At 44.4% G+C, this 20,674-nt stretch carries 13 protein-coding genes; 4 read left to right on the plus strand and 9 right to left on the minus strand.

Annotated elements, in window-relative coordinates:
* The first annotated feature begins 98 nt into the window (after positions 1–98).
* The 4 genes from glnA (at position 99) to CRENPOLYSF2_RS18555 (ending at position 8,914) form a co-directional block, all read left to right on the plus strand.
* On the plus strand, positions 99–1,508 hold the full coding sequence (glnA, locus tag CRENPOLYSF2_RS10410) for a glutamate--ammonia ligase (RefSeq protein ID WP_087143888.1): 1,410 nt from the start codon (positions 99–101) through the stop codon (positions 1,506–1,508).
* Between the two features lie 220 nt (positions 1,509–1,728).
* Positions 1,729–2,028, plus strand: coding sequence for a BrnT family toxin (locus tag CRENPOLYSF2_RS10415; protein ID WP_087143929.1), 300 nt, complete (start codon positions 1,729–1,731; stop codon positions 2,026–2,028).
* Complete coding sequence (locus CRENPOLYSF2_RS10420) at positions 2,006–2,323, plus strand: BrnA antitoxin family protein (RefSeq protein WP_245807974.1); 318 nt, start codon at positions 2,006–2,008, stop codon at positions 2,321–2,323. The genes CRENPOLYSF2_RS10415 and CRENPOLYSF2_RS10420 overlap by 23 nt, the downstream gene beginning before the upstream one ends.
* Positions 2,324–2,965: 642 nt before the next feature.
* A complete protein-coding gene (locus CRENPOLYSF2_RS18555) occupies positions 2,966–8,914 on the plus strand; it encodes a DUF4347 domain-containing protein (protein WP_176371099.1) in 5,949 nt (1,982 codons plus the stop codon).
* Positions 8,915–9,051: 137 nt separating this feature from the next.
* On the opposite strand, the gene CRENPOLYSF2_RS10450 is transcribed toward CRENPOLYSF2_RS18555, so the two are convergent.
* The 9 genes from CRENPOLYSF2_RS10450 to CRENPOLYSF2_RS10485 form a co-directional block, all read right to left on the minus strand.
* Positions 9,052–9,915: an Rpn family recombination-promoting nuclease/putative transposase gene (locus CRENPOLYSF2_RS10450; protein WP_087143890.1), complete on the minus strand. Its 864-nt coding sequence runs from the start codon at positions 9,913–9,915 to the stop codon at positions 9,052–9,054.
* Between the two features lie 185 nt (positions 9,916–10,100).
* The gene (locus tag CRENPOLYSF2_RS10455) at positions 10,101–10,412 is read right to left on the minus strand and encodes an InlB B-repeat-containing protein (RefSeq protein ID WP_087143891.1); all 312 of its coding nucleotides are present in this window, start codon (positions 10,410–10,412) and stop codon (positions 10,101–10,103) included.
* Positions 10,413–10,783: 371 nt separating this feature from the next.
* The gene (locus tag CRENPOLYSF2_RS10460; protein ID WP_087143892.1) at positions 10,784–12,424 is read right to left on the minus strand and encodes a glycoside hydrolase family 5 protein; all 1,641 of its coding nucleotides are present in this window, start codon (positions 12,422–12,424) and stop codon (positions 10,784–10,786) included.
* Positions 12,425–12,478: 54 nt separating this feature from the next.
* Positions 12,479–12,751 carry an InlB B-repeat-containing protein gene (locus CRENPOLYSF2_RS19495; protein ID WP_419185555.1) on the minus strand — a complete coding sequence of 91 codons (273 nt, stop codon included), beginning with the start codon at positions 12,749–12,751 and terminating at the stop codon, positions 12,479–12,481.
* Between the two features lie 372 nt (positions 12,752–13,123).
* On the minus strand, positions 13,124–13,999 hold the full coding sequence (locus tag CRENPOLYSF2_RS10465) for an Rpn family recombination-promoting nuclease/putative transposase (protein ID WP_087143893.1): 876 nt from the start codon (positions 13,997–13,999) through the stop codon (positions 13,124–13,126).
* Between the two features lie 138 nt (positions 14,000–14,137).
* Positions 14,138–17,248: an efflux RND transporter permease subunit gene (locus CRENPOLYSF2_RS10470; RefSeq protein ID WP_087143894.1), complete on the minus strand. Its 3,111-nt coding sequence runs from the start codon at positions 17,246–17,248 to the stop codon at positions 14,138–14,140.
* Positions 17,245–18,360, minus strand: a complete 1,116-nt coding sequence (locus tag CRENPOLYSF2_RS10475) for an efflux RND transporter periplasmic adaptor subunit (RefSeq protein WP_087143895.1) — start codon at positions 18,358–18,360, stop codon at positions 17,245–17,247. Before CRENPOLYSF2_RS10475 ends, CRENPOLYSF2_RS10470 begins: the two co-directional genes overlap by 4 nt.
* Complete coding sequence (locus tag CRENPOLYSF2_RS10480; protein ID WP_087143896.1) at positions 18,357–19,877, minus strand: efflux transporter outer membrane subunit; 1,521 nt, start codon at positions 19,875–19,877, stop codon at positions 18,357–18,359. Before CRENPOLYSF2_RS10480 ends, CRENPOLYSF2_RS10475 begins: the two co-directional genes overlap by 4 nt.
* Complete coding sequence (locus CRENPOLYSF2_RS10485; RefSeq protein WP_087143897.1) at positions 19,864–20,535, minus strand: CerR family C-terminal domain-containing protein; 672 nt, start codon at positions 20,533–20,535, stop codon at positions 19,864–19,866. The genes CRENPOLYSF2_RS10480 and CRENPOLYSF2_RS10485 overlap by 14 nt, the downstream gene beginning before the upstream one ends.
* Positions 20,536–20,674: the final 139 nt, after the last annotated feature.

The raw sequence follows: 20,674 nt of genomic DNA on the forward strand, positions 1-20,674 counted from the left end.
CCCTTGTTTTTTTAGTGGCCAAGGCATTAAAAAAAATGGTATCGTTACTGGGTTTGGCATAAATTACAGACCCATTACATACTAGGAGACAATATACAATGTCAGTAGAAAACGTATTAAATATGATAAAAGAAAACGACATCAAGTATGTCGATTTCCGTTTTTGCGATACCCGTGGTAAAGAACAGCACGTTACCTTTCCTGCACACAGCATTGATGAAGGTACTTTTGAAGACGGCAATATGTTTGATGGCTCTTCTATTGCCGGTTGGAAACATATTAACGAATCAGACATGATTCTTATGCCTGATCCAAGCACAGCGGTTATCGATCCTTTTTACGATGATAACACTTTGATTTTGCGTTGCGATATTATTGAACCTAAAAACATGCAAGGTTACGAACGTGATCCACGTTCATTGGCTAAACGTGCTGAAGCGTATTTACAATCTACTGGTCTTGCTGACGCAGCGTATTTTGGTCCTGAAAACGAATTCTTCATTTTTGATGATATTCGTTGGGGTGTTGAAATGAGCGGCTCTTTCTTCAAAATTGATTCTGAAGAAGCGGGCTGGAATTCAGAAAAATCTTATGCTGACGGCAATACTGGCCATCGTCCTGGGGTTAAAGGTGGCTATTTCCCTGTGCCGCCCGTTGATTCATTCCAAGACATGCGTTCTTCTATGTGTTCTACCTTAGAAGAAATGGGCATGATTACCGAAGTGCATCATCATGAAGTTGCAACAGCGGGTCAATGTGAAATCGGCGTTAAATTTAATACCTTGGTTAAAAAAGCTGACGAAGTATTAGGTCTTAAATATGTTGTTGCTAATATTGCCCACGCTTATGGCAAAACAGCAACCTTTATGCCTAAACCTATGGTGGGCGATAACGGCAGCGGTATGCACGTTCATCAATCATTATTTAAAGACGGCAAAAACCTGTTTACCGGTGATTTGTACGGTGGTTTGTCAGAAACTGCGTTGTATTACATTGGCGGTATCATCAAGCACGCGAAAGCCCTTAATGCTTTCACCAACGCGTCAACTAACAGTTACAAACGTTTGGTACCAGGTTTTGAAGCGCCCGTTATGTTGGCTTATTCAGCGCGTAACCGTTCTGCGTCTATTCGTATTCCTTTTGTTAAAAATCCAAAAGGCCGTCGTATTGAAGTACGCTTCCCTGACTCCACTGCAAACCCTTATTTAGCTTTTGCCGCGATGATGATGGCTGGCTTAGATGGTATTCAAAATAAAATCCATCCTGGCGATGCGATGGACAAAGATTTGTATGATTTACCTGCTGAAGAAGCTAAAGCCATTCCACAAGTATGTCATTCATTTGACCAAGCCTTGGATGCGCTGGATAACGACCGTGAGTTCTTAACGCGCGGTGGTGTATTCACTGATGACGTAATCGACGGTTACATTGAGCTGAAAATGCAAGAAGTCACTCGTTTACGCATGAGTACACATCCGGTTGAGTATGACATGTATTACAGCTTGTAAATTTTCGGGCTGTTTCGTATAGTCCCACGCAGTATCAGAACCCCGCAAGTTACCTGACTTAGCGGGGTTTTTTATGTTAAAACGTTCCTAATCAAAACCACAGAAACCAAGGCTAACGGTTACATGCCAGAACCGCCGCCGTATAACCACGGGTACTAGCTAACCACACAAGCCACTGTAACAGGTGGCTTTTTTATTTAAACGTATCTACAATAACCGCATGGCTAAAAAATATACGTGGCATGAAATAAAGCGCGAGGCAAACATAAACAAGCATAAACTCGATTTTATTGATGCTTGTTTGGTACTTGAAAGCCCGTTTCGGATGGATATGAGTACCGAGCGTAACGGGGAAAACAGACAGCAATCATTTGCTTATGTATTTGATGTACTTATGGTGTTAACAGTAGTCTATTTACCTTTAGAAACCCCCCACATCATCAGTTTTAGACCTGCTAAACGAAGCGAACGAGAGGCTTACCATGACTGGCTTGAAAATGACTACGATAACAACGGATGAAATGCACGCAGCGCGTGACTGTGGCGAATCTAAAACAGATTGGGCGGTGTTGCGACAAAACCAGCGTGATGGCATTGAACCCAGTGACGATGAAGATTCACCAGACGCGGCTTTATTAATGCGAGAGATTATTACTAAACGGCGTGGTGGCCGTTCTGTTGGCAGTGGCAATAAAGAACAAGTGGCTATCAGATTTGATAAAGACATTCTGGAATACTTTCGATCTACCGGCACAGGCTGGCAAACGCGCATCAATGATGTTCTAAAAGAATGGGTTAAAGATCACGCGGCTTAGCTATATCGATAGCATCGACATATCAAAATTATATGTCGATATTTTTGCATTTTGGCGAGTGTGAATTTAAAAAACCGTTCGTGGTGAGCTTGTCGAACCATGAACCACAAGTCCTTCGACAAGCTCAGGACGAACGGGGTATTTTATAGTACTCGACAAAGTAAAAATGACTAAGTACTACCTGTTCCTTAAAAATTTTTGAACATCCAGCAATTACACCTCAACTGCCGCTACTCACACTGTCAAAAAATATTACACTGCTATTTTTTTGGTTGTTTTGTCAAAAATTTGCATATTTTTTATTTAGAAACAATTGTGCTTAAGTAAAAAATACAGCTTTGTAAGCTTTTATCAAAATGCGTAAGCCACAGCTGATTTTAGCAGCCAATATCAATTTATTTATTTTCTTAAGGCTTTGGTTTTTTTCTATTTTATGTCAGTAAAAATTACAATAACTTTTAATTAGGCTGAAATACCTGGCTTTATAGTATTGAATACATTGTAAAAAATAACTACATTTAATCGGCTTATTTCTTGCTTATTTTTCTGGCAGTGTGCGTTGTATTTGTAAGTGAGTGAGTGTAGTCGCATTACCTAAGCCGTAGTTACGTTACTTTTTAATTTTTTATGGAAACCAAGCCCATGTCTAATCGTATTGTATTTATTGATCCCCGTGTTTCTGATTATCAATCTTTGATTGCTGATTTACCTGCTGGTACTGAAGTTGTTGTGTTGGATGCCAATCGTGATGGTGTAGAACAAATAGCGCAGGCTTTGCAAGGTAAGTCCAATTTGGATGCGATAGATATTGTGTCTCATGGTGCGTCGGGGGCGGTTTATTTAGGGTCTAGCATTTTAGATAGTTACAGTATTGCGGGTTATGCAAATCAATTGGCGGATGTGGGTAGTCATTTGGGTGCAGACGGCGATATTTTATTGTATGGCTGTAATGTGGCGGCGGGTGATGTGGGGCAGGCGTTTATCAACCAATTGGCGCAAGCAACGGGCGCGGATGTAACAGCATCAACCAATTTAACGGGCCACAGCGCGTTGGGTGGCGATTGGCTGTTGGAATCCAGCACGGGGGCGATTGACGCGCAAAGTATACAGGCGGCTGGCTTTGTTGGGGTTTTGGCCACAACCCCAACAGATGGCGATGATACGATAACAGGAACAGTTAACAACGAGACTATTTATGCGTTAGCGGGTAACGATAACGTTGATGGTGGAGCAGGAGATGATTTTATTTATGGTGATGCAGGTGCAGATACCCTGAAAGGCAACTTTGGTAACGATACTCTATATGGCGGTATTGGTAACGATACTCTGGATGGCGGTGCTGGTAACGATACTCTAGATGGCGGTGTTGACGATGATATTCTGAAGGACTATGAGGGAGGCAGTAACACATTGTCGGGTGGCGCTGGCAATGACAACATAAGCGTAAATGGGGACGGTGGTGGCACTAATAACACACTTAACGGTAATGAAGATAATGACACTATATATGCTCAATTCTGGAGCAATAATAACACAGTTGCACTCAATGGTGGCACAGGTAATGATTTAATTAGTCTTGCTTTTCATGGTAATAGCAATAATGCGGAAATAGACGCTGGTGCAGGTGATGATGTTATCGTTGTTACACCATCTATCGCAGGTTCAATTAAAATCACTACTGGATCAGGCACTGATCAGATTGGTCTTGAAAGTGCATTCAGAGCTTCGCCTATCATTATTACTGATTTTTCTGTTACAAATACCGGCAATGGTATCGATAAAATTAATTTAGGTAATACAGCAAATACCAATACCAATACCGGAATACTCACTGCATTAGAGAACTGGGATGGCCAAGATCCTTTTGCAGGTGGTTTTTTACGCTTAGTACAAAATGGCGTTGATACCTTACTGCAAGGGGATATAGACGGTAAAGGCACATATAACACTTGGGAAACTTTAGTAACACTTCAAAACACAACAGCATCTGATTTTACCGCAGCTAATTTTAGCCCAAGCTATACACCTATTACAGTGGTAATAAACCATGCGGCTACAGATATCACATTATCTGCGAACAGTGTTATTGAAAATACAGCAGTTGGCACAGGTATTTTAGTTGGAACCATCAACATTACCGACCTTGATGCCAGTGGCAATAGCAACGTATTAACGCTGACCGGAACCGATGCTAGCTTGTTTGAAATTCGTAATGGCGTCGAATTGTTTTACACGGGTAGTAGCCCAGATTTTGAAGATCGCGACAGCTACAATATTACAGCGACATCAACCGATGGTACATTAACTTATAGCCAAAATTTAACAGTAAATGTAACGGATGTTGCTGATGATGCACCTAATACATGGATAGGCACAGAAGGTAATGATAATAAAGTGGGAACAACAGACAATGACACGCTGTATGGGCGTAGCGGTAATGATGTTTTAGATGGCGGCGCAGGTGTAGACAAGCTTATTGGTGGGTTTGGTAACGATACCTTAAAAGGTAATTTTGGTGACGACAAATTATATGGGGGAGCTGGCAACGATAACCTGCAAGGTGGGACAGGTATTGATGAATTGCATGGTGGTGATGAAAATCCCAACAATGATATTTACGCCAAAGAGTTGGAGTGGTTTCATAATGCGGGTGACAGATTAGATGGCGGTTTTGGCGATGACACACTTTATGGCGATAAAGGCCAGGATTATTTACGCGGCGGTGCGGGAAAAGACGTTTTATACGGTGGTGAGGATGGCGATTATTTAAATGGCGATGCAGGTGATGACGCGCTATTTGGTGATGCAGGTGATGACTTCATAACCGACAACGATGGCAGTAATGCTTTTTATGGTGGCGATGGTAATGACGTTATCGGTGGAACGGGTGATCAAAATGGTGGAGAAGGTAATGACTCATTATCAGGGATTGGCAATGGCTTTACCTTAGATGGTGGTGACGGCGACGATATTTTGTTCTCTGACGCGACTAATTCAACGCTAATAGGCGGTGCGGGTAACGACCGTATTAATCTGTATCTACAAGATACACTAGATGCTACTACGAATGATATTATCGCCACACTGACCACAGCTGACGCCGGTGTGGGTGATGATGTCATTAATATTAATATTAGCCGCAACTATTCTCAAGGAATCTCACAAGCCAAAATCACTACCGGCGCGGGTGCAGATACTATTGAGTTATCTAATATGACCGATAGCGCCAATAAACTAGGCATTATTACGGTGAGTGACTTTACAGTGGGTTCGGTTGTTGACCACGATAAAATCAATTTAGATGTGACTGATACGGGTGTGTTATCGGCTTTAGTGGGGTGGGATGGCAGTGCCAATCCATTTGATGCGGGTTTTTTACGATTGGTACAAAACGGTGCCGATACCCAGCTACAATGGGATAAAGATGGCAGCGCGAGTAGTAATAATTGGACAACCTTAATTACGTTTGAAGGCAAGGTCGCCAGCAGTTTTAACGCAGATAATTTTTTACCTGCGTATGCACCACGCGTTGTGACTAATACTGCACCGACAGCGGTCAGCTTAACGAATGCCATCATCGCAATTAATGAAAACAGCGATACCAGTGTGCCTGTTAAAGTCGCAGATATTCAGCTAACTGACGATGGTGCTGGTACAAATACCATAACACTCAGTGGTGCCGATGCCGCTAAATTTGAAGCGATAAGTGACGCACTGTATTTAAAAGCTGGTGTCACGCTGGATTACGAAACTCAAACTGCCTACAACGTAAATGTTTCAGTCACCGATAAAGCGGTGCTGGGTAGCACACCTGTAACGACTGCTTACGCATTAGCGGTTAACAATGTTAGCGACCCGGCTAATCATGTTATTAACGGCACATCGGGCGCTAATACGACTCTAAACGGTACGGCTGGCGATGAAACAATTAATGGCTTAGGTAATAACGATATTATTAATGCAGGTGCTGGCGATGATATTGTTGATGGAGGAACAGGTAACGATACCGTGCATGGTGGTTTAGGCAATGACAGCTTGATTGATTGGTCAGGTATCAATACATTGTATGGTGATGAAGGGAATGACAATATCTCCGGTATAGGTAATTTATATGGTGGAACGGGCAGTGACACGGTAAGCCCAGGTGCATCAACCACCATAACGCTGGGTGAAGGCGGCACTGATTTAAGTGTGGATGTGCTAAGTTTATTTACTTACCTTGGCAATGCCTTTGGTACTACGCAATCAGCCCAAGCATCTGGTATTATCGTCACTGACTTTAAACCAGGTATCGGTGGCGATAAAGTAGAACTTAATAACCAGTTTGATGATTTATCACTTTATTTATACGGCTGGGATGGCGTAAAAAATCCTTTTGATGACGGCTATTTCCGCTTAATGCAAAATGGTGCCGATACCGAATTACAACTCAATTGGGACGGAGCGGCGGGGGGCTTTGGTTGGCAAACGCTGGCTATTTTGAAAAACACCACGGCAACGCACTTTACGGGAGCCAATTTTAGCGCTGGTTACACACCTGTGGTAGCAAGCAATCATGAGCCTGTTGCCACTCCGTTAAGTAATCAGGCTTTACTGGCAAATACTTCTTTAAACTACACACTGCCAAGTAATGCCTTTGTTGACCCAGAGGGCGATGCACTCATTTACACGGCAACTCTCAGCGATGGTACTGCTTTACCCAGTTGGCTAAGTTTTGACAAGGCTACCCATACATTCAGCGGTATACCGGCTAATAGCAACGCGGGCACGCTCAACTTGTCAATAACTGCCAGTGATACCCACGGCGCTTCTACCAGCTCGCCGTTGAGTATTAAGGTGTCAGGCGTGGTTAATGGGGTGGTGCAAGATGGTTATGTGGCAGGTGCTGATTTGTATGTGGATACTAACAACAACGGTAAAGCCGACCCCTCTGAAAAAACAGGGACAAAAACTGACGCAAATGGTAATTTCGCTTTTTCCAGCGATTTACATGGCACTATAATTGCCGTAGGTGGTACGAATACAGACACTAACTTACCTAATAATTTGGTGATAAAAGGGGCTGAAGGTTCAAGCGTTATCAATCCTATTACGACCTTGGTACAAAGTTATATTGAACAACATGTCGGTGGTACTGTTCAAGCTGCCGAAACGGCGGTAAAAGCGGCACTGGGGATTAACGCAGGCATTGATTTAATGCACTTTGATCCTTTAGCACCGAAAAACGCGGCTAATCCACAGGCGATTGAGTTGCAAAAAATAGTGGCTCAAGTGGTGGTGCTGGCTGATTTATCTACTAACAGCAGCACCAGCATTAATAATTTAGCCAACGTCATTGCTACATCGCAAATACCGATTGACTTAACAAAAATTGATGTCGTTACTCAGATTTTAGGTACTACTAAGCCAAATGATACGGTTATTAATCAAATTGTTAATACAAATACAGCCATAACGCATGTTACTTCTATTAATCAAATCAGCCAAACTCAGGAAGATGCCCTGAATAATGTCAATGATGCGCCGCTAGCATCAAATAATAAACTGAGTACACCTGAAAATACAGCGATTGAAAGCAAGCTTAACGCAATCGATGTTGATAGCAATATACTTACTTATACGATTGTACAAAACCCTACACACGGCGTAGTAAGTTTAAATACCAGCGGCAATTTTATTTATACGCCTGCTAAAGATTATGTCGGTGCCGATGTGTTTAGTTTTAAGGCTAATGATGGGCAGTTGGATTCTAATACTGGAACCATTAACTTAACTATAGACAACACGAATAGCGCCCCCGTTTTTACAGCCACTGCAAATACATTAACGGTGGTCAGCAACTCAGCCATTAACACAGTTGCAACTAATAAAGGTGTCACCTTTACCGAAGCGGCATTAACACATTATTTTACAGATACTGACAGTGCCAGCTTAGGTATTAAGCCGTTATTGTTAGATACTAGCCTTAAAGCAACCAGCAATAACAGCCTACCAGCTGATACTAATGCCACCGGGCTTATCACCTTGGTGGATGATAAAGTGTTGGGAGGTAAATTCCAAATGTCGGCAACAGATGGTGTGGCCGTATCTAGCAACGTCAATGTAACTTATGTGGATAAAGTATCCAGCTTACTCACCGCTGCAACAGTAGGTGATTCCATTATTGTTAACGCGAAAACTACTGCCGTCAAATTAATGGGGGGTAACGGCAACGATTACTTAATTGGCAACAACGGCAACGATACATTAGTAGGAGGCGCAGGTAACGACGTATTAATTGGAGGTGCGGGCAAAGACACTTTCATTTTCAATACCGCCTTGTCTACAACCAATGTCGATACGTTGACTGACTTTACGTCAGGTATTGATAAAATTCAATTATCGCATACCATTTTTAAAGGCTTCGCCATCAATAAAGGCGTGGGAGCTATTGATGTTGGCCTAAATAGTGGAAATAATAAGTTTATTTACGAAGCCGCTACACATACGCTGTATTACGATGCCGATGGTGGGGCACATAACAATGCTGTAACAATCGCTATTTTGGGTGGCTCATCCGTACCTGTCACCACCGATTTTAAAATAATTTAACCATTGCTTAGCAATGAACGTAAATTCGTAAAATAGATCAATCATATGGTGGTTTTGCGCCAGCAAATCACCATACTGAAACTATTTCCAACTCGATAAATTACTGAGAAAATACCGCCAACCACACGAGTATAAACTCACCGCAACGCCTTAATTTCCACTTCAGTTAGCCCTGTTTTGTGGGCAATCGTGGCATCATCTAACACATCCAACAAATTACGCGCAATTTCCAAAGCTTTTTCTGTTGCACCTTCAACTCGGCCTTCAGTCCGACCTTTCAGTAACCCATCGTGCAATGCTTTTTCAATAGAGCCGCGCTGCAAGCGAATAAAATCATGGCGTTTTTCCTGAGCCTCCAGTTCTGCCTTAGTTAATCCGGCTTCATTAGCAATATCAAAAGCTTCGTTAATGCTGGCTTCCACCATTAACGCATCGGGAATATAATCAAGCTTGCCCGCATTTTTGACAAAATAAATCCATTTATCATGAATGTTGTTCAAATCGTCAAGGCTTAACGTGAACTTGGGCAATTCGATAAAAATAAGTTCAATGTCATCGCTGTAATGGGTCAGTGTTTGGGTTTCCAATAATTTATAACGACTTAAGGTTTCCCTTTGTTCAGGGAACATAATGAAATCGACAAAGGTTAAGGCAATCACGGGGTTTAGCAAGCTGTATTGCTCGCCTTTATCGAGTTGAGCAGCGTAGGTTTTGGCGGCGTTGTACAGCACCCGCTTCTCAAAACCTTCCACGTTCAACACTTGCATTTCAATGATAACGGTGCTGCCGTTCGCTAAAACAGCTTTAACATCAACAAAGGTATCTTTCATGCCTTTAATAGCTGGGGCTTGATAGGGATCGATGATGGTCAAATCGGTAATCGCGTATTCGCCGGTGTAGTCCAAAATGGCATTCAGGAAGTTAATTAACAGCGGTTTGCTGCGTTCGCTACCGAATACTTTTTTAAAAGCGAAATCGGTTTTAACATCTAAAAAACGCATGGTGAGAAATCTCTTGAATTGGAAATGGAATAACTATAGCTGACTGTAATGGTGTTGATGATTTTCAATCTATGATTTGTTATGGGAGCGAATAATTTCCTTCGCTCCCACAAAAACATCTTATTTCTTCTTAAGCGTTGCCGTGATTTTTTTAGCCGCCGTCATCGTTACCTTGCATGTCACGGCTACTCCACTACACCCACCACTCCAGCTTCAAAAAGTGGGTCAACTGGCTTTAAAGTAAAGGTGGTAGTAACGGATTTGGCTGCATCCATTGTTACGGTACAACTACCAATACCGGAACAACCACCGCCACTCCAACCAGCAAAAATGGAGTTAACATCCGGTGCAGCGGCAAGGTTTATTTGGCTACCTTGTACATAATTTTCCGAACAATCTGCGCCGCAGCTAATACCCGATGGAGCACTGGTGATAACACCATTGCCGTTACCGGATTTTTCTGTTGTTAATGTAGTAGCAGCCGCAAAATTTGCCATAACTTTTTTCGCCTTACTCATTGATATAGTACAGGTATCGATTCCTGTACAATCACCGTCCCAATCGACAAGGTGAAAAGCCATTATTTGCTATCATCACACAGAGGACGAAAAGTCGAAGATTAGAAGTGATATTTTTCATTAAGAACCCTGTGATTTTATTTATTGAACAGATGTTCTGTCGTATGTTGCAAAAACCTACGAGGTTTTTAAAACCTCGTAGGTTTTTCGATTTATCCGACAGAATAAATGTGACTGAGTACTCGGTGTAGCTCAGTTATAGATGATATATGTTAACAGTAGCCGTGCATCCAGCAAGAGACTTTTGAATTATATTCAAGTACAAATTGTGTGTGCTTATTTGCCTGGCTTTAACGCGTTAGTGCATTCAATAAATGTGTCTTCCATTTCGCAGGTTCAATGCAGTCACCCGGCCTATTGATTGCCCGAATGTAAATGCCAAACCCTATTTGTTGGTTACATTCACCACCGGATGCAAAATCCCAATACGACCAACTAAATCCACGTTTTTCAGCCTCTTGGCGCATAGTTTTTGCCCAGTTTGCCCGCGCCTTGCCAGCACTCGCGCCGACTCCTTCGCTTTTTTCGTAAGTACCGAATTCACCAATATGAACAGGTCTGTTGTTAAGCTTGGCCCACGCAGTTACATAATCAAAGGCAGTCTGTATCTGAGCTAATTCTGTAGCCACCAACGGCAACCTACCCAATGGACCAGTGAGAGCCATATCTTGTAAGTTCACACCGGTTACGGGTTGATCGGAATAATTCGCAATTCTTAGGAGGCGCAAAACATCTGAGCCGGCGCAATCTTTAAAGTTTACGGTATAAGTTCGCAAACCTTTTAGGGTTGTGATCGTATAATAATCTTCGGTAGGCGTTGTATCGGGATCGTTGCAAAGTACACCAAGACGCAGCCCCGCTTTATTGGTTTTAAAGCTTAATGCGTTAAATCCCACCAAGTTAATGTAGGGGGAAAAATACAATCCGCCCCACGCGGTAAAATTGAGTGCCAGGGTATTACTCGGTTTTAATGACCATTTTGTTTGTTCATGCCAGACACCAAATGTCATACCGGGTACCAGTCGAAGCGTAGTACCTGTCCAGGTAACACCTGTCGGCAAAGGTGGATTTACCCACGACGCGCCTTGGTGGGTAAACGAAAAGGGGTCATAAAAATGGAAAGTGGCGATCAAATTCGGATCATTTTTCGGAAGCTGTAAATTCGGTAATGTCCATGCGCTATTAGCACTCACCCCACCTACAATAATGGGACGATTAGGATTAGTCTGCCGAATAACCTGCAACGTTTTATTTAACAGGGCATTCCAAAGGATTGGATCCTGCCCGAGCACACTAGTTGGCTCATTGAGTAGTTCAAAATATACGCTATTGGGCTGATTTTTGTAATGTTCAGCAATTTGTTGCCAGATCGACAGAAACCGTTCTTCTTCTGCGACAGGATCTTTATGTATGGGATCATCTGGGTTGTGATTGTCAATAATGATTGCCAAGCCATTTTTCAAAGCTTGTTGTACTGCCCAATCTACCCGTGCGAACAGTTCAGAACTGATGGTGTAGGGGGCAACGGTAAGAGTGCTGTACCGCATACTGGGTGGCTTGTTCATAGACCAACTGATCGGTAGGCGCACATGTTGAAAACCGGCTTTTTTAATGGTCGCAAAATAGTCCGCTTTTAACGGATACCCCCAGGTATAACTATTTGCATCATCGCCGACTAGGCCACCTTCTATACCGCCTTCAAAGGCTTCCATAGTGCCACCAAAATTAAGCCCACGCCCTAACTTGTTTTTAGGTGCAACGATTGCTGCTGCGGTGTTAAAGCCGTTATTTGTGTTTATTGTGGGATTGGCCAATAGTATTGGGCTGACAGTTAAAGCACAGCATAAACTGAGGTATAGTGCGGGTAGTTGTAATGCGCTACGCTTTGTATATTTGATGTTGGTAAAAAAATTAGTGATGGGATATTTCATCAGTTCTCTCCAATAATTTAAGACGCATGGTTTATTGTGGGAGTAAAAATGCTTTCACTCCCACAAATTAAATGTTGCTGTCCTTTTTTTGGCTACTGTCATCGTAACTTTACATGCTGCTTTGCCAGTACAACCAACACTCCAACCCGTAAAAGTAGCTGTGGTATTGGGTGTGGCTGTCAATGTCACTATTGTTTTATTGAGATAAGACTCGGTACAATCTGCATTACAGTCAATGCCTACCTGACTGTTAACTACTGTACCTGTACTCGTTCCTGCTTTAACAACGGTCAAAAGATACGACGGTATTTTTTTGAAGGTTGCCAATGATTGGAATTTTTATAAATATTCCCCAAAAATAATGAAATTGTTCGTGTAGATATCCCTATCTGAAAGTCAAATGGGAAAAGCGAATAGTTGTAACTTTCCCAGATAATAAAAGCTTGTGAAATAACGGTGCAGCGCGTAAAAAAGCTGCGGGAACAATTCTACGCCAATTTATTTACAATTCTACAAAATTGTAAAATAAACCTTACAATATTAAGCAGAGGAAATCCGTTATTTTTACAGCGTATTTAAATTATTTGATGAATAATAAGTGTGTAAAAATAATACATATCTGTAGATACAATAACGTTACTTAACTGAAAGCTGGTGGTTTTTTATTGATCAAATAATACGCTTTTAAGTAACGCAAACTCACCGCAACGCCTTAATCTCCGCTTCAGTGAGCCCTGTTTTACGGGCAATCGTGGCATCATCTAACACATCCAACAAATTACGCGCAATTTCCAAAGCTTTTTCTGTTGCGCCTTCTGCTCTACCCGCTACCAATCCTTCAGTTCGACCTTTCAGTAACCCATCGTGCAATGCTTTTTCAATAGAGCCGCGCTGCAAACGAATAAAATCATGGCGTTTTTCCTGTGCCTCCAGTTCTGCCTTCGTTAATCCGGCTTCATTAGCAATACCAAAAGCTTCGTTAATACTGGCTTCCACCATTAACGCATCGGGAATATAATCAAGCTTGCCCGCATTTTTGACAAAATAAATCCATTTATCATGAATATTGTTCAAATCGTCAAGGCTTAACGTGAACTTGGGCAATTCGATAAAAATAAGTTCAATGTCATCGCTGTAATGGGTCAGTGTTTGGGTTTCCAATAATTTATAACGACTTAAGGTTTCCCTTTGTTCAGGGAACATAATGAAATCGACAAAGGTTAAGGCAATCACGGGGTTTAGCAAGCTGTATTGCTCGCCTTTATCGAGTTGAGCCGCGTAGGTTTTGGCGGCGTTGTACAACACCCGTTTCTCAAAACCTTCTACGTTTAGCACCTGCATTTCAATAATAACGGTGCTGCCGTTCGCTAAAATAGCTTTAACATCAACAAAAGTATCTTTCATGCCTTTAATAGCTGGGGCTTGATAGGGATCGATGATGGTCAAATCGGTAATCGCGTATTCGCCGGTGTAGTCTAAAATGGCATTCAGGAAGTTAATTAACAGCGGTTTACTGCGTTCGCTACCGAATACTTTTTTAAAAGCGAAATCGGTTTTAACATCTAAAAAACGCATGGTGAGAAATCCCTTGAATTGGAAATATTTTTATTGTAACGCGATAAAAGACACTAAATATAAGATGCCTTTGACGTAAGCATATTTATTTAAAAAATCTCCCCCCTTAGCTAGCGGGAACTGAGCGCATGCTGTTTTTTATCCAGAACTCGAATTAATATCCGGTTTTTTAACCGGTGTTACACGTAAAAATACAGCTGAAATCAGATTTTTAATGTCGTCTAAATAGGTATAGGCTACCGGAATAACCAGCAAGCTGAGCAGTGTTGACGTTACCAAGCCGCCAATAACTGCAACTGCCATCGGGCTACGAAAAGACGTATCTGCCGAGCCAAGACCTATTGCAACCGGCATCATACCCGCGCCCATAGCCAAAGTGGTCATCACAATAGGACGGGCGCGTTTGTGACAGGCATCCAGTAGCGCCTCAACGCGGTTCATACCGTGGTCACGTCTGGCCACAATCGCGTATTCAATCAATAAAATAGAGTTTTTAGTGGCGATCCCCATTAGCATAATCAGCCCAATTAACGATGGCATAGAAAAGCTTTTCTGTGCTAAAAGCAGCGCAACAAAGCCGCCACCAAACGATAACGGTAAGGCTGTCAAAATGGTGATGGGTTGTAGAAAATCTTTAAATAACAACACTAACACAATAAAAATACACAGCACACCGATGAGCATCGCCAGGCCAAAGCTAGCGAACAATTCGCCCATCATTTCGGCATCGCCAATATTAATTTGTTTTACGCCCGCAGGCAGTGTTTGCATACTGGGTAAGTTTTGTACGGCTTGGGTAACATCGCCCAGTGGCAGACTTGCCAGTTCAATTTCAAAATTGATGTTACGAGAGCGGTCGTAACGGTCAATAATGGCGGGGCCGCTGGATAAGCTCAGATCAGCGACTTGATTAATCATCACAGGACCAATACCCGTTTTACTCGACGGCACGGCAAGTCGATCTAATACGGCAAGATCACTGCGCCCTGCGGAGGTAAGCCTGACCATAATGGGTACTTGGCGCTGGGAGAGATTGAATTTAGGCAAGGAGATATCGTAATCGCCGACCGTGGCGATACGCAGGGTTTCTGCAATGGCGGCGGAGGTAACCCCTAAGTCGGCGGCACGGGCAAAATCCGGTTTGACGGCAATTTCAGGTCTTACCAATGCGGCACTGGAGGCGATATTACCTAGCCCGCTGATGGTGCGTAAATCTTTTTCAACCGCACGGGCGGCGCTGTATAAGGTTTGTGGTTCATCGCCACTGAGAACCAAAACATACTTTTCTCCCGAACCGCCCAGGCCGACTTTGGTACGTACTCCGGGTAGATTCTGCAAGGCGACGCGAATGTCTTGCTCAATCACTTGCTTGCGTACCGGCCTGTCTTGGCGATTGGCTAAGATGACGGTTAAGCTGGCTTTACGTACCTCGCTACCAGCATGGGTAGCGGCCATCGGGTCAGTGCCCACCGAGCCGCTGCCAATGGTGGTATAAATGCTTTTTACGTAGGCAACGCGGGCGACTAATTGGCGTGCAGTTTCTGCTGAGGCGCGGGTTTGTGCCAGCGTAGCCCCAGGGGCTAATTCTATATAAACTTGGGTTTGTGGGTTGTCATCAGGTGGAATAAAGCCTTTGGGCAACAGCGGAATTAAAAACAGCGAGCCGATAAAAAAAGCCACTGCGCCGGTAATAGTTATTACCCTATGCTTAAGACACCAGGCTGCCAAGTGTAAGTAGTTGCGCATGATTCGGCCATCCGGTGGTTCTGGGTGATGGGTATTTTTCAGCAGATATGCGGACATCATTGGGGTGAGCATACGTGCTACTAGCAGTGATGCCAAAATGGCTAGCGCGGCTGTCCAGCCGAATTGCTTGAAGAAGCGTCCGGCAATGCCGCTCATAAAGGCGGTGGGTAAAAATACCGCCACCAAAGAAAATGTGGTGGCAACTACCGCCAGGCCGATTTCATCCGCCGCTTCCATAGCCGCTTGAAAAGAGTTTTTACCCATGCGTTGGTGGCGAACGATATTTTCCACCTCAACGATGGCATCATCGACCAAAATGCCGATAACCAGTGACAAAGCCAACAAAGTGACGACATTGAGTGAGAAGCCCAGATAATCCATACCAATAAATGCGGGTATCACTGATAAAGGCAAGGCCACCGCAGATACAAAAGTCGCCCGCCAGTCTCGTAAAAATAACCAGACCACCAAAACCGCCAGTAAGCCGCCTTCGTATAATAAAGACATAGAACCTTGAAATTCTTCTTCTACAGGGATGACGAAATTGAACGCTTCGGTGAACTCCACATCAGGGTGGCTGAGACGAAATTCGGCTAATACTTTTTTAACACCCGCGCCAACTTCCACTTCGCTTGCGCCTTTGCTACGGGTAATTTCAAATCCGACTACCGGCTTGCCGTTTAATAAAGCCAGCGCACGCGGTTCAGCGACGGTATCGCTGACGGTCGCGAGTTGATCGAGGCGGATACGCCGGCCATCATTCAAGGATAATTGCAGTGCGCTCAGTTCTTGTACTGAGGCCACATTAGCCAAGGTGCGTACCGGTTGCTCGCCGTTACCTAAATCGGTACGCCCGCCTGAGCTTTCTTGTTGTACTTGGCGCAATTGATGGGAAATATCGGTAGCGGTAGCCCCTAACGCTTGCAGCTTAATAGGATCAAGGGCAATGCTCACTTCGCGGTTAACCCCGCCGACACGCTTTATATCACCGATCCCGCGCACCGATAATAGGCGTTTAGCAATAGTATCATCAACCAGCCAAGACAGCGCTTCATCATCGCGTCCAGAAGAAGCAATCGCATACGCCAGTATCGGTGTACTGGCAATATCCAGTTTACTGATAATGGGGTCACGGACATCGGCGGGTAAATCGGCACGTACTTTAGAGACCGCAGAGCGGACATCATCCATTGCTTCTTGTACCGGTTTTTCTAAGCGAAATTCGGCGGTAACATTGACGCTGCCGTCTTGCACGCGGGTTGTAAGGTGTTTTAAGCCTTGTAGTGTCGCCAATGAATTTTCTATTTTGCGGGCGACATCGGTTTCTAATTGCGACGGTGATGCGCCTGGCAGACTGGCGGATACGGTAATGGTCGGTAAGTCTAAATCAGGGAAGTTTTGAATTTTCATGGCTTTAAAGGCCATCATACCGCTGAAGCTCAGTATAACGAACAGCATTAAAGCCGGAATAGGGTTGCGGATACACCACGCTGAAACGTTCATGGCTGCACCACGCGCACGCTATCACCGTCGGCCAGAAATGCCGCACCGCTGGCCACCAGTTCATCTTCTGGTTGAATGCCCGAGATGATCTCCAGATAATCGCCCATGCGTCGACCAAGCTGTACTTTAAGCTGAGTCACTTGCGCTTGATCGGTGCTGTGTTTGCTGATTTTGAACACATAACTAAAGCCTTCACGCAGCGATAAGCTTTGTTGCGGTAAGGTTAGTGCTGGCTCACTACCCAGATGAAACTCGCCTTGGGCAAACATGCCAGCACGTAAACCGTGGGCAGCAGCGTTGGGTAAGTCAACATAGATCAGGCCGTTACGGCTTTGTGCATCCAACGTAGGCGCTAAAGATCGCACCGTGCCATTCACTGTTGCGACATTAGGAATAACGACCGAAACAGTGAGTCCCGGTTTTAAGCGTACCATTTCTGCTGCGGTTACTTCGGCTCGCCATTCCAGGCGATTTTGCCGCAGTAAGCGAAATAGTTCTTGTCCCGGTGTGGCTACCGCTCCAAGCGTGGCGCTACGTGAGGAAATAATGCCGTCATCGCTGGCGATAACACGGGTGTGGCGGTGTCGTAACAATTGGCTGTTTAAACGGGCTTTCGCGGCATCGGTTTTGGCTTTCGCGGTTTTTTCGCCGGTCAGGTATTGGTCGATTTGTTGTCTGCTCAATGCCCCGGATGAAGCGACTTGTTGGGCACGACCAGCATTCATACGGGCTTCGGTAAAATTAGCTTCGGCTTCGGCCAGCGTGGCTTTGTCTTGTGCAATATCGGTCAACACGCTGTCGTCTGCAAAAACCGCCAATACTTGGCCTTTACGCACGCTATCGCCCACTTGCACGCGCACTTCTTTTAAGCGTAGATCGCTGACTTCCGCGCCAACAATGGCTTCTTGCCAGGCCGCAATAGAACCATTGGCAGGCAATATTAAGGGTATATCACGCAGCACAGGTTGAATAGCTGTGACATTCAGAGCGGGTCTGCTAACCGGGTTAATTGCCTTGGGAGCGGGCGTTTCGGTGCTGTGTACTAAAGCGACGCTGCCGCCGATGAGGAAGGCTGCACCGGCTAATACGCTGGCTGACTTTATGTTGCTCATGGATGGTGTCTCGATAAAGTGCTGGGTTGTTTTGATAGTTTCTGCGTGTTATTGGTCTGGCTTTTGTCGGCGCTTAATTGGTCTTGCCAACTGCCTCCCACTGAACGGTACAGCGCAATCCAGGCGCTGATTTTTTCGTATTCTAGGGCTTGTGTCGCTGATTCTGAGTTAACCAGATTGCGGCGTGCGTTTTCAACATCCAGCAGATTACCCAAGCCTGTTTGATAGAGTTTTTCGGTAGCTGAAAAATGGCTTTGGTAATCATTGCTGACAGAATGGGCGAGGGGTAAACGCTCTTCAACACTGGTTAAACGTAGCATGGCTTCTTCGACTTCTTTAACCGCTGTTCGCACGGCGGCACGATATTGTGCCACCGCCGCGTCATATTGGGCTTTGGCGACGTGTACGTTAGCCGCTCTTTTACCATTATCAAACAGTGGTAAACTCAGTGTTGGGCCAATAGACCAGGTATTTGCCAACGCAAAAGCCGAGCCATTAATGTTTTGTAAGAGGGGGGTAATATTGCCAGTGAGATTTAATTTAGGGTAACGGTTAGCTTGTTCAACACCAATTTTAGCGCTGGCTTCGGCCATGTCTCGTTCCGCAGCGGCAATATCAGGTCGTTGCCGAATAACCGTGGCCGGTACTGCATTGACTTGAAACAGCGGCGGTGTCGGTAATTTCGCCGTGCGTTCGGCGGTATCGGTTAATAAACCGCGAACGTGGTTTTCTGGTAAACCGGTTAAGGCCACCAAACCTTTAATGGAGCGCTCGCACTGGGTTTTTTGTTGTAATACGCGTGTATTGGCCTCGTTAGTACTGGCATTAGCCAGTGCGATATCTGCTGGGCTTTTAAAGCCTGCGTTACTGGCAAGGCCTAATAATTCTGCTGATGCTTGCCGAGAATCGCTGTCAGCCTGTGCGAGTTGCACTTGTATTTCGCAATAGCGATACAGTAAATAGGCATTGGCCAATTCTACGGCGACCGCTACGCGAGCACCGTGCCAGCTGGCATGACGGGATTGTAATTGACTGCGATCGGCTTGCTGTTGTCTGGCTAAGCCACCAAATAAATCAATTTCCCAATTGGACTGGAGTTGAAACTGGTGTTGGGTACGTAAAAAAGGCGCTTCGCCAAAAGAAAACGACGAGCGCGAACTGCCCATGCTGGCATCTAAGTTGGGTAAAACTGATCCGGTTGAACCAATTAGATTAGAGCGTGCTTGTTCGATACGTACTTTGGCAGCTGAGATTGAGGCATTTTCTTGTTGAGCCGCGCTGAGTAAGCGATTAAGCACGGGGTCATTGAAACCTTGCCACCATTTTGTCAGTATCAAGACACTGCCTTGGTGGGCAATAAAGCTGTCATTATCTGTAGACCAGTGGCTAGGTGTCGGTGGGGCAGGGCTGTGATAATTGGGGCCTACGGTGGTTAACCAACCCCCTTTTAATCCACAAGCAGACAGCAGTAGACTTAAAGCGGCCAGACTTAGTTGACAAGGTTTAGTTTTTTTCATGGTTGGATTCTGACAGTCGGCGATTAGCATCCGCTTCGATCATGGCAGCGGCATACCCTGCCAAGCGCTCAGCTAAGGTATCAATGGCTTTGGGGCTATTTAACAATTGCGGGCAAATAGCGGAGACTACTTCATGGCCAACATAATAATGTACCGCCATACCAATAATCGCAAAAGCGAGTCGGTGTGCGTCAATATCAACACGCGTGAGCACTAAATGCTGGGTTAATAACGCAACTATAGCTTCGTGTTGCGGTTTAATTTCGGCATCAATTTCTTGTTGCCATGCGCCGGTTGGCTCAATCATTTCCCGAAAATGCAGCTTCATAACCAAACGGAATTCTTCGCCGCGTTTGAGAGGATCGAGAAAATCTCTGAAAAATAGCTTTAAGGCATCGGGTAAGGCTAAGGTGGTATAGGCGGTAGTATTGCGACGGCACGGTGCATCACACATAGGTTCGGTAAATGCCGCGCGGTAAAGTCCCGCTTTATCACCGAAATAATAGCGAATGGCTGAAATATTAGCCTCTGCCATTTCACAGATTTCTCGTGTAGATGCACCTTCGAAACCTTTTTCAGCAAAGATATGTAATGCGGCAAGTACCAATCTGCTGCGCGCGCTGGTGTTTTTTGCTGCGTTATCCTGGATTTTAGGCATACTTCTCTGTTTAAGGGCTATGAAATACGGTGATGAAATAAAATCAAACGATTGATGTATATTGACATAATAATCAATCAATCGATTGATTGTCAAACTCAAAGTATGAATGTAAGGAATGTGCATGAAATAAGTTGAA

The sequence above is a fragment of the Crenothrix polyspora genome (assembly GCF_900163755.1).
Classification (GTDB): domain Bacteria; phylum Pseudomonadota; class Gammaproteobacteria; order Methylococcales; family Methylomonadaceae; genus Crenothrix; species Crenothrix polyspora.

Bases quoted from the DNA above. Each gene is read 5' to 3' on its own strand.
- CRENPOLYSF2_RS10415 (WP_087143929.1), top strand. From the start codon at position 1,729: ATGGCTAAAAAATATACGTGGCATGAAATAAAGCGCGAGGCAAACATA.
- CRENPOLYSF2_RS10420 (WP_245807974.1), top strand. From the start codon at position 2,006: ATGACTACGATAACAACGGATGAAATGCACGCAGCGCGTGACTGTGGC.
- CRENPOLYSF2_RS10480 (WP_087143896.1), bottom strand. From the start codon at position 19,877: ATGAAAAAAACTAAACCTTGTCAACTAAGTCTGGCCGCTTTAAGTCTA.
- glnA (WP_087143888.1), top strand. From the start codon at position 99: ATGTCAGTAGAAAACGTATTAAATATGATAAAAGAAAACGACATCAAG.
- CRENPOLYSF2_RS10475 (WP_087143895.1), bottom strand. From the start codon at position 18,360: ATGAGCAACATAAAGTCAGCCAGCGTATTAGCCGGTGCAGCCTTCCTC.
- CRENPOLYSF2_RS10450 (WP_087143890.1), bottom strand. From the start codon at position 9,915: ATGCGTTTTTTAGATGTTAAAACCGATTTCGCTTTTAAAAAAGTATTC.
- CRENPOLYSF2_RS10465 (WP_087143893.1), bottom strand. From the start codon at position 13,999: ATGCGTTTTTTAGATGTTAAAACCGATTTCGCTTTTAAAAAAGTATTC.
- CRENPOLYSF2_RS10470 (WP_087143894.1), bottom strand. From the start codon at position 17,248: ATGAACGTTTCAGCGTGGTGTATCCGCAACCCTATTCCGGCTTTAATG.
- CRENPOLYSF2_RS10485 (WP_087143897.1), bottom strand. From the start codon at position 20,535: ATGCCTAAAATCCAGGATAACGCAGCAAAAAACACCAGCGCGCGCAGC.
- CRENPOLYSF2_RS18555 (WP_176371099.1), top strand. From the start codon at position 2,966: ATGTCTAATCGTATTGTATTTATTGATCCCCGTGTTTCTGATTATCAA.
- CRENPOLYSF2_RS10455 (WP_087143891.1), bottom strand. From the start codon at position 10,412: ATGGCAAATTTTGCGGCTGCTACTACATTAACAACAGAAAAATCCGGT.
- CRENPOLYSF2_RS10460 (WP_087143892.1), bottom strand. From the start codon at position 12,424: ATGAAATATCCCATCACTAATTTTTTTACCAACATCAAATATACAAAG.